Source organism: Archangium sp., assembly GCF_036389735.1.
In the GTDB taxonomy this organism is placed as follows: domain Bacteria; phylum Myxococcota; class Myxococcia; order Myxococcales; family Myxococcaceae; genus Archangium.
In genome coordinates this window covers 1-13976 of sequence record NZ_DASVWK010000961.1, presented here as the reverse complement: position 1 = coordinate 13976, position 13976 = coordinate 1, and the positions used below count along the sequence as shown (strand labels likewise).

The window sequence follows — 13976 nt, the reverse complement described above, 5'->3', positions numbered from 1 at the left end:
GAAGGGCTTGAAGGACGAGCCGGGCTGGCGCCGGGCCTGGGTGGCGCGGTTGAAGGGCGACTGCTTGAAGTCATAGCCGCCCACCATGGCCACCACGTTGCGGTTCTGCGGGTTGATGACGACGAGGCCTCCCTGCACGAGCGGCACCTGATCCAGCGTGGCCTCCAGGAGCGCGGGGGAGGGTGTGACGCGCAGCACGCGCACGAGCACGATGTCCCCGGGCTTCATCACGTCCGACATCTTCGTGGGGGCGCTCTTCCCCTTCTGGCGCGCCCAGGTGACGGTGGAGAACTGGATTTCGGCGGTGCGGGCCACCAGATCCACGCGGGCCTTCTTGCCCGCGTCGTCCACCTGGGTGACGAAGCCGGCCACGCGCAGGCCCTCCGCGAGAGGCGCGAGCTGCACCTCGCTCGCGAGCTTCTCCTCGGGAGACAGCGGGGCCTCCTCCTCCTCGGTGGCGGTCACCACCACCGGCTCCTCGGCGGGCTTGGGCTGCTCCGGGGCCTGGACGAGCGTGGAGAGGTCGGCCACGTTGGCGCCCTCCTTCTGCCGCCGCCCCGCCTCCTCGATCTGCTTGCTGATGAAGGGCTTGAGACGCTCGAAGCGCGCGGGCTCCAGGGTACCCAGGGCGCCGCGGTAACCCAGGCGCCGATCCACGGCCTCCAGCCCCTTGCGCACCGCCTCGTCGGCGACGGCCTGGAGCTTGGGCACCATGGCGATGTCCACGCGCAGACCGCCGGTGAGCACGGCCGTATCCCCGTAGCGGGCGACGAGCGTGCGGCGGATCTCCTCGGCGTAGTAGGGGCCCACCTCGGGCGGCGGCCGAGGGGCGAGGACGATGGGCTTCTCCAGCTCCTTGGCCACCACCTCCTCGGGGAGGAAGCCGTGCTGCGCCAACTGCCCCAGCACGTAGCGCTGGCGCTGCTTGGCCTTGACGATGTTGCGCTCCGGGTTGATGCGGTTGGGCGACTGCACCGTGCCGGCCATCACCGCGGCCTCGCCGATGTTCAGGTCCGCCGCGTGCTTGCCGAAGTAGTAGAGCGCCGCCTCCTCGAGGCCGCTGCGGCCCTGCCCGAAGTAGGACTGATTGATGTAGAGGCTGAGGATCTGATCCTTGGTGAGGGCCTCCTCCACGCGCGGGGTGAGGATCCACTCGCGCATCTTGCGCGAGAAGCTGCGCTCGGGCGTGAGCAGCAGGTTCTTCACCACCTGCTGCGTGATGGTGGAGGCGCCGGACTTGCGGCTGCCGGGGATGAGGTTCTTCACCGCGGCGCGCGTCATGCCGAAGAAGTCGAGGCCCGGGTGCTTGTAGAAGTCGGCGTCCTCGGCGGCGAGGAAGGCGTTGCGCACGTGGGCCGGCAGCTTGTCGATGTTGACGACGGTGCGCCGCCCCTGGGGCATGAAGAACTCGGTGCACACGGTGCCGTCCGCGCACCGCACCTTGGTCACCTGGGGCAGGGAATAGGTGCGCAGGGCCTCCACCGAGGGCAGGTTCTGGCTGTAGTAGAGGTAGAGGGCACCGACGGTGAGCGCGAGCAGCACCACGCCCACACCGGCCAGGACGAGGAGCCGTTTCGTCCAGAGCCACAACTGGCTGCCGGGGCTGGGACGAGCCGGAGGCGCCGGGGGCGTCGGAGGAGGGGCGGGAGGATGGGAGTGGGGCAGGGAGCTCATCTCGCGGGCCGTGTTCATGTGGCGCGGGGAAAACGAAGGGGTGAGCGACGTTAGACCGCCTGGACCGGAACAGGAATGGCCCTGGCGGGCTTGCCGGGCGGGGGACCTCACGAGTGGCGATTCAAACGGTCCCGGTTGAGGCGGGCCTTGGCGTCGTTGGGTGAGAGGCGGGTGGCGGTGTCGAAGGCCATCCGCGCCTCCTCGAGGCGCCCGAGCCGCTCGTAGGCGAGGCCCAGGTTGTTGTGGACGTAGGCCACCTGGGGCAGCAGGTAGGAGGCCTGGGCGAGCACCTCGGCGGCCTGCTCGGCCTTCCCCGACTGGAGCAGGGCCAGTCCGAGGTTGTTGAGGGCATACCCGTGGTACGGGTCGAGGTGCACGGCCTGTTGGAACCGGAGGATGGCCTCGTCGAGCTCGCCGGCGGTGAGGTGGACGCGACCGAGCACCTGGTAGCCCTCGGGGTACTCGGGGTCGAGCTCCACGGCGGTCTCGGCGGCCCGGAAGGCACCCGTGGTGTCGCCGAGCTCCAGGAGCAGGCGGGCCTGCTGGATGAGGGGCTCGGGGCCGTCGGGGAAGATGCGGGACAGCTCCCCGTAGGCGTCCGAGGCGAGCTGCTTCTGGCCGGTGAGCCGGGCCAGGAGGATGACGGTGTCGAGCGCCTCCTCGGCGGCGTCGACGTCGTCCGCGGCATCGTGGACGGCGCGGCGGGCCTCGGTGAGGGCCCCCGAGAGATCCTCCTCCTGGCGCAGCGCGCGGGCGCGGGCGAGGTGATCCACGGGATAAAGGTGCTCCTCGTGGGGGAGCGCGAGCGCGTCCACGGGCTCGGCGAGGGAGAGATCCTCGGCCGCCACGGGGAGAGCCTTGACCGTCTCGGGCAGGCCATCGGTCATCGTGGGCAGCTCCGGCGAGGCGGGCAGGGAGACCTCGCGCTCGGACGACACCGGGTTCGCGAGGCGGGGCGAGGCGGAGGCGCGGAGCCCGGGAAACCGTCGGTTCTGGCTGGCATCGCAGGCGGCGAGGGCGAGGACGGCGAGGCAGGCGGACAGGATGGTGTTCTTCATGGTGGGGCTCCTTCTCGGGAGGAGCCCATTGCGATGCCCGTGCCAAACCCCTCTCCCTCTGGGAGAAGGCGGAGGTGAGGGTAGACGAGGACGCCTTCCCGCTCTCCGTCCGAGCCCGGTGCGGCCCGAGGGCCACACCCCGGGCGCGACAGCCCGCTACAGGACCTACAAGGTGTGCCACCCGAGGGGCGGGAAAAACCGTGGCGGGGTGGGGAGGTGACGTGCGACGTTGGGCGGGATGAAGATCGCCGCCTGGAACGTGAACTCGGTCCGAGCCCGACTGGATCGGCTGGTGGACTGGCTGAAGAGCGCCCAACCGGACGTGCTGTGCCTTCAAGAACTGAAGTGCACGGACGCCGAGTTCCCGATGGAGGCCGTGCGGGAGGCGGGCTACCACGCCGCGGTGCACGGGCAGAAGACGTACAACGGGGTGGCCATCCTGGCGAAGACGGAGCCCACGGACGTGGTGCGGGGCCTGTCGGACGGGGTGGACGACTCGCACGCGCGGCTGATCGCGGCGACGGTGAACGGGGTGCGGGTGCTGAGCGTGTACGCGCCCAACGGGCAGTCGGTGGACTCGCCGGCGTACCAGTACAAGCTGGAGTGGTACGGCCGGCTGCGGCGCTACCTGGACGCGCGGCACAAGCCGGGCGAGCCGCTGGTGCTGTGCGGGGACTGGAACGTGGCGCCCGAGGACATCGACACCTGGGATCCCGCGCTGTGGGAGGGGCAGACGCTCTTCACCGCGAAGGAGCGCGCGGCGCTCAAGGAGCTGTGCGCGTTCGGGCTGACGGACACCTTCCGCGCGTTGCACCCCAAGGAGCAGCGGTTCAGCTGGTGGGACTACCGGATGCTGGCGTTCCCGAAGAACAAGGGGCTGCGCATCGACCACATCTTCGCGACGGCGCCGCTGGCGAAGCGGGTGGTGGCGGCGGACGTGGACCGCGAGGCGCGCAAGGGCAAGCAGCCCTCGGATCACGCGCCGGTGTGGACCGAGTTCAAGGACTGAGGACGCCGTGCCCGGTAGTCCGCGCATGACCCGTCACGTCGGGTAACACGACCCTCGGGCGTGAGAGGGGGATTTCTTCGCTCCCCCCTCTTGCATCGCGAGGCCCAGGAATGTTGGGCTTATGGGCCTCGCCGCGGCGTCAAGGAGCCGGGAACTGGCATGAACAGAACCGACGAGCTTCTGCTGGTTCGCCTCGCGAAGGTGACCCACCGTACGCGTGCGGTGCTCTGCGCACTGGCCTTGCGCGGCAAGGCGCTCCGCTCGGCGTGGCCCGAGCGGGCCCGGAGCCTGCTCGCGGTCATCTCCAGCCACTCGTTCTACAGGTCCAGCCGGCTGGTGTTCGACATGGCCGAGGTGGCCGATGCCGTTCGCGACGGGCCTCCTCCCTCCCACATCGATGATGAGCTGCTGGCGCAGCTCATCCAGCCGGTGACCCGCTCCCTGGACATCTCCGAGGTGATGGCGGCCTGTTTCCTGGCCGTGGAAGGGCCCGAGGCCCAGGCGGAGTCCGTGAAGGCTCCGGTCGAGCGGGTCCGTGCGGACTGGCCACTCCAGGAGAGCGCGGACGCCCTGTTCGAGCTGATCGCCCTGGGCATCGTGGACGAGCTGATGCACCTGCCCGGGGCGGGCTCGCGACAGCCGGTGGCTTCGTCCGCCTGATCCCATGGACGCGCTCCTGCGGTTCCTCCTCACCGAAGCGCCCACCCCGCTGCCCCTGGGCTCCGTCGAGGACTGGTGGACACGCCACCTGAGGCTGTCCTCGCGCTTCCCGCTGCCCGTGGATGTGGCGTTCGCCGGGGGCTTCGCGGCGGATCGACTGGGCTACGCCTTCGCCTCGGGCTACCACTCCGCGCTGCGCTCGCTCGTCCCCGAGCTGTCGCCTGAACACCGCTACGCGCTGTGTGTCACCGAGACCGGGGGCGGACACCCCGCGGCCATGCAGACCCGGCTCACCAGCGCGAGCGAGGGCACGCTGCACCTGGAGGGCACCAAGGCCTTCGTCACCCTGGGCTCCGCGGCGGACGTGTTGCTGGTGGTGGCCACCGAGGGTCAGGACGCCCAGGGACGCAACCGGCTGCGGCTGGTGCGGCTCGACGCGCGCCGCCCGGGGGTGATGGTCACCGAACTGTCGCCGACGCCCTTCATCCCGGAGGTGCCCCACGCCGAGCTGGGCCTTCACGAGGTGGTGGTGGCTCCCGAGGAGGTACTGCCCGGCGATGGCTATGAGCGCTACGTCAAACCGTTCCGCACGGTGGAGGACTGCCACATCTTCGCGGCGCTGCTGGGCTGGCTGCTCCAGGTGGCCCGCCGCTCGGGCTGGCCGGACGAGGTGCGCGAGGAACTGCTCGCGCTGGCGGTGACGATGCGCGGACTGGCGCGAGCGGACCCGGCCTCACCAGCGGTGCAGCTCGCGCTGGCGGGAGCAATCGACCTGTGTCGGCGGCGGGTGGACGGGCTGGGGACGCTCTGGGAGCAGGTGGACGCGCCCACGCGCGCGCTCTGGGAGCGGGACCGGCTGCTGCTCAACGTGGCCGGCAAGGTGCGCGCGAAGCGACGAGAGACCGCCCGTCAGAAGCTGGCGCAAGCCTCCCGAGCAGGCGAGTAAGCGCACCCAGCGCATCACAGGTAATCTGAGAATCATCCCCTCTGGGGGGAGGACACACGATGGCTTTCGATTGCGACTGGCTCATCATCGGCTCGGGCTTTGGCGGGAGCGTGAGCGCCCATCGCCTCACGGAGAAGGGCTACCGGGTGGTGATGCTGGAGAAGGGCCGGCGCCTGGGGGCCAGGGACTTCCCCAAGACGAACTGGGACCTGAAGCGCTGGCTGTGGATGCCGCGGCTCGGGTGGCGCGGCCTGTTCAAGATGACCTTCTTCCGCCACGTCACCGTGTTGTCCGGGGTGGGCGTGGGCGGAGGTTCACTCGTCTACGCCAACACGCTGCCCATTCCGAAGGACGACTTCTTCCAGGCCCGCTCCTGGGGGCACCTGGCCGACTGGAAGGCGGAGCTGTCGCCGTACTACGACACCGCGCGCAAGATGCTCGGGGCCACGGTGAACCCGCTGCGCACGCTGCCGGATGAGATCATCCAGCAGGTGGGCAGGGAGATGGGCCGCGAGGACTTCCAGTCCACCACGGTGGCCGTCTACTTCGGCAAGCCCGGGGTGACGGTGCCGGACCCGTACTTCGGCGGCGAGGGCCCCGAGCGCACCGGCTGCAACTCGTGCGGCGCCTGCATGACGGGCTGCCGCTTCGGCGCCAAGAACTCCCTGGACAAGAACTACCTCTATTTCGCCGAGAAGCGCGGTCTCTCCATCCACGCGGACACCGAGGCCACGTGGGTGCGCCCGCTGCCCGGAGGCGGCTACGAGGTGGAGGCACTCGAGGGGGCCTCGCGCTTCTCCCGCCGCAAGCGGCGCTTCACCGCGCGCCAGGTCATCTTCTCCGGCGGCGTGTTGGGCACGGTGGACCTGCTCCTCAAGCTGAAGGCACACCCGGACGGGCTGCCCAGGCTGTCGGACCGGCTCGGCGATGGCGTGCGCACCAACTCGGAGGCCCTCATCGGTGTGGTGGCCGGCAAGCGCTTCCATGACAAGGATTTGTCCACGGGCATCGCCATCGGCTCCATCCTCCACACGGATGCGCACTCGCACCTGGAGCCGGTGCGCTACGGCGCTGGCTCGGACTTCTTCCGCACCCTCATGGCGCCCCACGTGGGCGGCGCTACCGCCTTCTCGCGGCTGGCGAAGCTGACCGGCCTCTTCCTGCGCCACCCGCTCAAGCTGCTGCGCGCCGCCTTCACGGGCGACTTCGCCCGCAGGACGATGATCCTCCTCTACATGCGCACCCTGGACGGGCACCTGCGCATGAAGCGTGGGCGCGGGCTCTTCACGGGCGGGCGCAAGGGGCTCACCACCGGGCTTCAGGAGGGCCCCGCTCCCACCGCCCACATGCCCGAGGCCACCGAGCTGGCCCACCGCGTGGCGGAGAAGCTGGACGGCGTGCCCATGAACATGGCCACCGAGACGCTCATGGGAATCCCCACCACCGCTCACATCCTCGGCGGCTGCTGCATGGGGGACTCGCCCCAGACGGGCACCATCGACGCCCAGCACCGCCTCTTCGGCTACGAGGGCCTCTATGTCGTCGACGGCTCGGCCATCTCCGCCAACCCAGGCGTCAATCCCTCGCTCACCATCACCGCGCTCGCCGAGCGTGCCATGTCCTTCATCCCCGTCCGGCAGCAGGTGGAGCGCGAGGCGGAGGTGACCGGGGCCGTCGCGCGGCCCGCCGCCCTCTCGGGATAGCGCGCCCGGCCTCCGGGGTATCAAAACCGGAGAAAACGAGATTTACGGCGTTGACCGGTTGAACCGTAAGGTTTAATTTCTCCGTTGATCTCGTTCTCTTCACCGGCAGTCCGCCACCCCCGGAGATTCCATGAAGCTGAAGCTGACGCAGACGCTGTTCACCTGCTCCCTGTTGGGCCTGGCCGCGTGCGGCGAGCCGCTGCCCGAGGAGCAGCAGCAGGTCATCGAGTCCAAGGAAGTGGGTCAGGTGGCCCAGCTCCTGCGCAAGCCGAAGTCGGTGCCGGACGAGTACATCGTCGTGCTGCGCGAGGATGTGAAGAGCGTGGCCGGGGTGCGCGCGGCGGCGATGGCGGACGAGATGGCGGTCTCTCGCGGCGGCCAGGTGCTGCACGCGTACGACCACGCCCTCAAGGGCTTCGCGGTGCGCATGCCCGAGGCGCGGGTGCGCGAGCTGCTGACGGACCCCCGCGTGGCGTACATCGAGGAGAACGGCGTGGTGTCGATGTCGGGCACCCAGACGAGCGCGACGTGGGGCATCGACCGCGTCGACCAGGCGAGCCTGCCGCTCAACCAGACCTACAACTACAACGTCGATGGCACCGGGGTGCACGCGTACATCATCGACACGGGAATGCGGCTGACGCACTCCCAGTTCACCGGGCGCGTGGGCAATGGCTATGACGCCATCACCGCCGGTGGCAACGCCAACGACTGCCAGGGCCATGGCACGCACGTGGCGGGCACGGTGGGTGGCACCACCTGGGGCGTGGCGAAGAAGGTGACGCTGCACCCGGTGCGCGTGCTCGGTTGTGACGGCAGCGGCACCGACGCCCAGGTCATCGCCGGCCTGGACTGGGTGACGGCCAACCATGTCAAGCCGGCCTCGGCCAACATGAGCCTCGGCGGTGACGCCTCGCAGGCGCTGGATGACGCGGTGGAGCGGATGATCGCCGCGGGCGTGGTGACGGCCGTCGCCGCGGGCAACGACAGCGGCAATGCCTGCAGCTACTCGCCGGCGCGCACGCCCAACGCCCTCACCGTGGGCTCCACCACCAGCAGCGACGCCCGCTCGTCCTTCTCCAACTACGGCACCTGCCTGGACATCTTCGCGCCGGGCTCGAGCATCACCTCGGCCGCATACTCCAGCGACACGGCCAGCACCTCCATGAGCGGCACGTCCATGGCCTCGCCGCACGTGGCGGGCGCGGCGGCCCTCTACCTCCAGGCCAACCCCACGGCCACCCCGGCGCAGGTGATGTCGGCGCTCACCACCAACGCGACCCCCAACAAGGTGACCAGCCCCGGCACCGGCTCGGTGAACAAGCTGCTCTACACGATGTTCATCACCGGTGGCGGCACGGGCGGCGACACCACCGCGCCCACCACCTCCATCTCCTCGCCCACGGGCGGCGCCACGGTGAGCGGCACCACCACCATCAGCGCCAGCGCCTCGGACAACGTGGGCGTGAGCAAGGTGGAGTTCTTCGCGGGCAGCACCCTGCTCGGCTCCGACACCACCTCGCCGTTCAGCTACGACTGGAACACCACGGGCGTGGCCAACGGCGGCTACTCGTTGACCACCAAGGCCTATGACGCCGCCGGCAACGTGGGCGCCTCGTCCGCGGTGTCCGTCACGGTGAGCAACACCACGGGCAGCTGCGCCACCACCGAGCAGATCCTGCTCAACCCGGGCTTCGAGAGCGGCGCCGTGAACTGGACGGCCAGCTCGGGCGTCATCAGCAGTGGCACCTCGGGTAGCGCGCCGCGCACGGGCACCTACAAGGCGTATCTGAACGGCTACGGCTCGACCACGACGAACTTCGCCTACCAGGACATCACCATCCCCTCCACCGCCTGCAGCGCCTCGCTCTCCTTCTGGTACAAGATCACCACCTCGGAGACCACCACCACCTCGGCCTACGACAAGCTGACGGTGACGGTGCGCAACACCGCCAGCACGGTGCTGGCGACGGTGGCCACCTACAGCAACCTGAACAAGTCGACGGCCTACGCGCAGAAGACGTTCGACCTGGCGGCGTACAAGGGCCAGACGATCCGCGTCTACTTCAACGGCACGGAGGACTCCTCGCTCGCGACGAGCTTCTTCGTGGATGACACCGCGCTGACCATCACCCGGTAGTCGCTCGGAGTTCGGAAGTCCCGCGGCGCGGGGGTGGCCAGCAAGGCCCCCCGCGCCGTTTCATTTTCGGGCCGCTACAGTGCCCGCCCCCATGCGTTCACTCGCTCTCGCTGCCCTCGTGCTGCTCGTGGCCTGTACGCCCAGGCCGCAACTCCCCACCGATGACACCGTATGCTCGCTCTCCTTCAGCGACGAAGGGGACGCGCGCGTCTTCGTGGTGGGGCACCGCTTCCAGCTGGAGGACGCCATCTCCTATGAGTCCTTCGAGGCCTCGTACGCGGAGGACCTGCGCGCGGTGGCGCCGTGTCTGTCGAGGACGCGGCCCAACCTCGTCGTCTTCCCGGAGGACGCGGGGCTGATCGCCTGGTTCGGCGGGCCGAGGGCACTGCTGGCGCGAGGGGCCTCGGACGTGGCGAGCGCCTTCAGCGCGATGTACGCGGGCTGGGCCCCGGCGGCGGATGCGTATCGGGAGCGCTTCCCGGGCATCTCCGCGGCGCGAGGGCTGACGCTGGCGCTCGGGGACGTGGCGTGGCGCTCGATGGACCGCACTTTCGGAGGGATCGCGAAGCGCTACGGGGTGCATGTCATCACGTCCGCGAACGTGCCGTACGTGCGCCGCGAGCACGCGCCGCTGCTGCGAGACCCGGCGGCTCCGGCGGGGGACCTGGCCTACGTGGCGACGGGCCCCGAGGTCTTCAACGCGGCCCTGTGGTACGGGCCGGACGGGAAGCTGGCGGGGCGGGTGGACAAGGTGTTCCTCACGGACCCCGAGGTGAAGGATCTGGACTTGTCCACGGGCCGGCTGGACGCGCCGCTGGTATTCGAGATGCCCTTTGGGCGGGTGGGTGCGGCCATCAGCCGGGATGCCTTCTATCCGCCCTTCGTTCAGCGGATGGAGGATCTGGGGGCGGAGTTGGTGGTGCAGCCGGAGGCGTGGACGGAAGGGTGGATGCTCGAGGATGCGCGGGGCGGCTGGCTGCCGGACGTCATCCTGGCCTCGGGGTGGAGCCACACGCAGAAGTACCGGGGCATCATCGCCAACGCGACGCCCATGCTGCACGGCAACCTGTTCGACATGCTGTTCGACGGGCAGGTGTGGCTGACGCGAAAGGGAACCCCGGACGAGGTGCCTCGGGGCTTCGTGGGCAGCCTGCCGCTGCGGGGCTGGAGGGACATCGGCCCGTGGACGATGGAGGACCCGGTGGTGCGCGAGCTGGGCCTGTCGTTGGAGGAGCGCAGGACGCGGCTGCTGGAGGAGGGGCGGGCGCTGCTGCCGGGAGGGCGGAAGGCAGGAGAGTACCGGCGGGCGCTCGTGGGCGCGGACCTGTTCTTCCACGGGGACGCGCGTGCGGCGCCGGCCATTCCGGTGACACCGGGCGCCGGGCTCGCGTCGTCGGAGGTGGCCCCGGCCGAGCGTGGCCACCAGGGCAACGCGGAGGCGGCGGTGGACGGGGAGGGGCGCGTGTACGTGGTGTTCAGCGACACGCGCACGGGGATGCCGCAGGTGATGCTCGCGGTGAGCGAGGACGGCGGAGCGCACTGGCGCGAGGCCGTGCCGGTGGCTCCTTCACTCGAACGGCAGCTTCGGCCCACGGTGGCCGCGCACGGAGCGGGTCAGGTGGTGGTGGCGTGGCAGGAGAAGACGAGGGAACACCCCGACAGGGTCCGCGTGGCTACCTCCGGGGACGGGGGAGGGAGCTTCTCCCCGGCATTGGACGTGGAGCCGACCGATGCGGCGCAGTGGGAGCCACGGCTCGCCTTCCGGCCGGACGGAGGGGAGCTGGCGCTGGTGTGGACAGACTTCCGCGAGGGGCTCGCGGCGAAGGTGCGCCTATCGCGCTCGGTGGATGGCGGGCGCATCTGGGGCGCGTCGGTGCGAGTGGACGAAGGCGGCGCCGAGGTCTCGCGCATTGAGGGAATGCAGGCACAGCCGACGCTGACGTGGACGGAGACGGTGCTGGCGGTGGCCTGGCTGGACTACCGCGAGCGGGATTGGCAGGTGTGGGCGGTGGTGGCGTCGCGGGGGGCGTCCGGGTTCCTGGCACCGGAAAAGGTGTCACCCCCATCGGAGACCGAGGTGCTGGCGGCGGACCCGGTGGTCACGGCGGGACCCGAGGGAACGCTGGTGCTTGCCTGGGAGGACCTGCGGGCACGGCGAGGACACCGGGATGTGCGGTTCGCACACTGGAGGACAGGGGAGGGGTGGACAGCGCTTCCCGGGCTGAAGGGAGGCGCGGACGAGGGGGCTTTCGTGAGTCGTTTCCGTCCCTCGGTGGCGCGGGTGGGGGAGGGCGTGCGCGCGGTGTTCCAGGACCTGACGCCGGGCAAGAACGCGCTCTACTCCGTCGCGGTGCCGCTGACGGCGGGAGCGCCAACAGTCATGCCCGAGCGCCTGGATGGCACGGGCGAGGCTGGTAACCAACTCACACGCCCGAGGCTGGTCTCCACGAGCAATGGGACACGGGTGTTCTTCGAGGATGACCGGAGCGGCTGGAGCCGCATCCACGTCAACCGTTGGCCGTGAGCTGTCGGGGGCGCGTACGCAGAGGGGGGCCCGGGCGCGCGCTCGTGTAGCTGGTCCAATGGTTGTACCAGTTCGCGCGGCGCGCGACCGGAGGGTTCAGGGTCCGAACCGATACCCCGCGCCGAGCACGAGTCCGAAGGCTCCATGTCCGGCGAGGCCCACGTAGGGCACTGCGGCGATGTCCGAGCGGTGTGTGGGGGCGTAGAGCCGGGCCTCGGCCTGGAGCGTCCATCGGTCGAGCAACACCTGGGCGCCCACTCCGGGCGCGACGTGGAAGAGCCGGTTGAGGAAGTCCAGTTGTCCGGTGGTGGTGACGTAGGGCATCCACCGTTCCCCCAGGAGCCAACTCGCGGTGAGGCTCGCGTCGGCGGACCACCAGGAGTCGGTGCGGAGGTCCGTGAGCACGTGCACCTGCCCCGAGGCCGCGAGCGCTGGCCATGCCCCCTGTTCCCTCAGCAGCAGGCCCGTGGCCCCCACGTCCCCACCGAGCGCGCCGAACATCAGCGGCGAGGGCTGCACGTGTCCGTGGACGCTGAGTCGCTCCAGCAGTCCGTACGTGGCGCCCACGCTCGTGAGGGGGAGTGGGATGGGAACGCCGCCTACCTGGACCAGGGGCCCTCCGGCGGAGGCCTCGGCCACCAGGGCGCCACGGGGCAGGGGGCGCACGTGGGTGACGGACGCGCACCCGGTGAGGAGCAGCAGGCCCACGGCCGGCAGCAGTCGCCAGGGACTGGGGACCGGGACATTCGTTGTCGGGTCTGCCTGTTCACTCTTCACGGATGGGAGTCTCCTCAGGGACCCCCATCCTGCCGCAAGATGCCGACCACCATGGAGCCACTCACCCAGGAGCAGCGACAGGCGCTGGAGGACGTCTATGGACGCATCGACGCGCGGGGGTCGTCCATTACCGGGAGCCACTCATGGTGGCCCTGCCGCAAGGGGTGTGACCACTGCTGTCGCCACCTCGCGGCGCCGCTGACCATCACCCGGCTGGAGTGGACGTACCTCTGGGAGGGCTTCCAGTCGCTCCCGTCCGAGGCCCAGGCCGAGAGCCGCGCACGCGTGGCGGAGCTGGAGGGCACGCAACGGCCCTACACCTGCCCGTTCCTCGACCGCGAGTCCGGCGGCTGCCGGGTGTATGCGCACCGGCCCATGGCCTGCCGGACCTATGGCTTCTACGTGAGCCGGGGCTCGGGCAACTGGTGCCACTTCATCCGCGGGTTGCTCGACCAGCACGGGGAGGGGGACATCATCTGGGGCAACCAGGACTCGCTCGAGGACACCCTGGAACGGATGAGCGGCGCCACCCTCTCGCTCCTCGAGTGGTTCGCCGCTCATCCTCCCGGGCCCGCGTCCGGCGGGGCTCCCCCTATCGCGGGGTGTTGAGTTCGCGGAGCACCTCTCCGGCGTGCCGCGCCTCGCCCGGCACCGTGGACAGGTCGTCCAGGCTGATGAGGCCCACCGGCTTCTTGTAGGCGTCGAGCACCACCAGGCGCCGCACCGCCTTCTCCTCCATCAGGTGCTCGGCCTCCGAGAGGGGCGCGTCCGCGTCGCAGGTGATGACGAGATGGGTCATCGCCTCACGCACCGATGTCCGGTTCGGATCCTTGCCCGCTGCCGTCGCGCGCACGGTGATGTCCCGGTCCGTCAGCATCCCCACGAGCTGCTCCCCATCCAGCACGGGCAGCGCCCCGATACCATATGAGCGCATCCGCTCGGCCGCCGCGCGCAGGGGGGCGTCCGCCTCGATGGTCTCCAGGCTCTTCGTCATCAGCTCGCCGATACGCATCCGACGTCTCCTCGGGGCGGCATGCGCCCCTGTGTGTTGCCTGCTGCTCACGTGCAATTCCCTCGCCATGTGTGGAGTCCCGCCTTCAGGTCGGAGCCGGCAGCTCCCGCACGGGCGCCGGGCCCAGCCACGCGAAATCCGGCATGAGCTCGTGCAGGTACTGCCGCATGTGCTCGATGAGCCCGGCCTCTACCTGACGCGCCCGCTCCCGGCTCACCTGGAAGTGCTCACCGATGGTCTGAAGGGTCTCGGGCTCCTCGGCCAGGAGCCGGTGCTCCAGGATGTAACGCTCGCGCTCGTCACTCAGCCCGTGGGCGAAGGCGTGGAGCTTCTTCTTGAACCAGTACGTGAGCTCCCGCCGTCCGAGCTCCTCGTCCACCGCGGGCGTACCCGAGGGCACCGCGCGCCCCGGGGTGGGGCGGCCCTGGTCGTCCTCGGGGGACACATCGAGCCGGACCTCGTCCTGCCGCAGA

The 13976-nt window shown here is 70.2% G+C and carries 12 protein-coding genes; 7 read left to right on the top strand and 5 right to left on the bottom strand.

Annotated elements, in window-relative coordinates; genetic code table 11:
- Window positions 1–1674, bottom strand: a 1674-nt coding sequence (locus tag VF794_RS34160; protein WP_331117310.1) for a transglycosylase domain-containing protein, incomplete at its 3' end; no start/stop codon positions are given.
- Between the two features lie 107 nt (window positions 1675–1781).
- On the bottom strand, window positions 1782–2732 hold the full coding sequence (locus VF794_RS34155; protein WP_331117309.1) for a tetratricopeptide repeat protein: 951 nt from the start codon (window positions 2730–2732) through the stop codon (window positions 1782–1784).
- A gap of 238 nt (window positions 2733–2970) precedes the next feature.
- Here VF794_RS34155 and VF794_RS34150 point away from each other — a divergent pair, with 238 nt between their 5' ends.
- The 6 genes from VF794_RS34150 (at window position 2971) to VF794_RS34125 (ending at window position 11714) form a co-directional block, all read left to right on the top strand.
- Window positions 2971–3741 (top strand): exodeoxyribonuclease III, encoded by a 771-nt coding sequence (locus VF794_RS34150; RefSeq protein WP_331117308.1) that lies wholly within the window; start codon window positions 2971–2973, stop codon window positions 3739–3741.
- Between the two features lie 159 nt (window positions 3742–3900).
- The gene (locus tag VF794_RS34145; protein ID WP_331117307.1) at window positions 3901–4401 is read left to right on the top strand and encodes a hypothetical protein; all 501 of its coding nucleotides are present in this window, start codon (window positions 3901–3903) and stop codon (window positions 4399–4401) included.
- A 4-nt stretch (window positions 4402–4405) separates the two neighbouring features.
- Complete coding sequence (locus VF794_RS34140; protein ID WP_331117306.1) at window positions 4406–5347, top strand: acyl-CoA dehydrogenase; 942 nt, start codon at window positions 4406–4408, stop codon at window positions 5345–5347.
- Window positions 5348–5406: 59 nt separating this feature from the next.
- Complete coding sequence (locus VF794_RS34135) at window positions 5407–7050, top strand: GMC family oxidoreductase (protein WP_331117305.1); 1644 nt, start codon at window positions 5407–5409, stop codon at window positions 7048–7050.
- Between the two features lie 130 nt (window positions 7051–7180).
- Window positions 7181–9190: a S8 family serine peptidase gene (locus tag VF794_RS34130; RefSeq protein WP_331117304.1), complete on the top strand. Its 2010-nt coding sequence runs from the start codon at window positions 7181–7183 to the stop codon at window positions 9188–9190.
- Between the two features lie 91 nt (window positions 9191–9281).
- Window positions 9282–11714: a nitrilase-related carbon-nitrogen hydrolase gene (locus VF794_RS34125; protein WP_331117303.1), complete on the top strand. Its 2433-nt coding sequence runs from the start codon at window positions 9282–9284 to the stop codon at window positions 11712–11714.
- 96 nt (window positions 11715–11810) lie between these two features.
- Here VF794_RS34125 and VF794_RS34120 read toward each other — a convergent pair whose 3' ends face one another.
- Complete coding sequence (locus VF794_RS34120) at window positions 11811–12491, bottom strand: hypothetical protein (protein WP_331117302.1); 681 nt, start codon at window positions 12489–12491, stop codon at window positions 11811–11813.
- A gap of 51 nt (window positions 12492–12542) precedes the next feature.
- On the opposite strand from VF794_RS34120, the gene VF794_RS34115 reads away from it, so the two are divergent.
- The gene (locus VF794_RS34115) at window positions 12543–13100 is read left to right on the top strand and encodes a YkgJ family cysteine cluster protein (RefSeq protein WP_331117301.1); all 558 of its coding nucleotides are present in this window, start codon (window positions 12543–12545) and stop codon (window positions 13098–13100) included.
- Here VF794_RS34115 and VF794_RS34110 read toward each other — a convergent pair.
- Window positions 13084–13503 carry a CBS domain-containing protein gene (locus VF794_RS34110; RefSeq protein ID WP_331117300.1) on the bottom strand — a complete coding sequence of 140 codons (420 nt, stop codon included), beginning with the start codon at window positions 13501–13503 and terminating at the stop codon, window positions 13084–13086. The two genes, VF794_RS34115 and VF794_RS34110, sit on opposite strands and share 17 nt — an antisense overlap.
- A gap of 85 nt (window positions 13504–13588) precedes the next feature.
- On the bottom strand, window positions 13589–13976 hold a 388-nt coding region (locus VF794_RS34105), incomplete at its 5' end, for a sigma factor-like helix-turn-helix DNA-binding protein (RefSeq protein ID WP_331117299.1).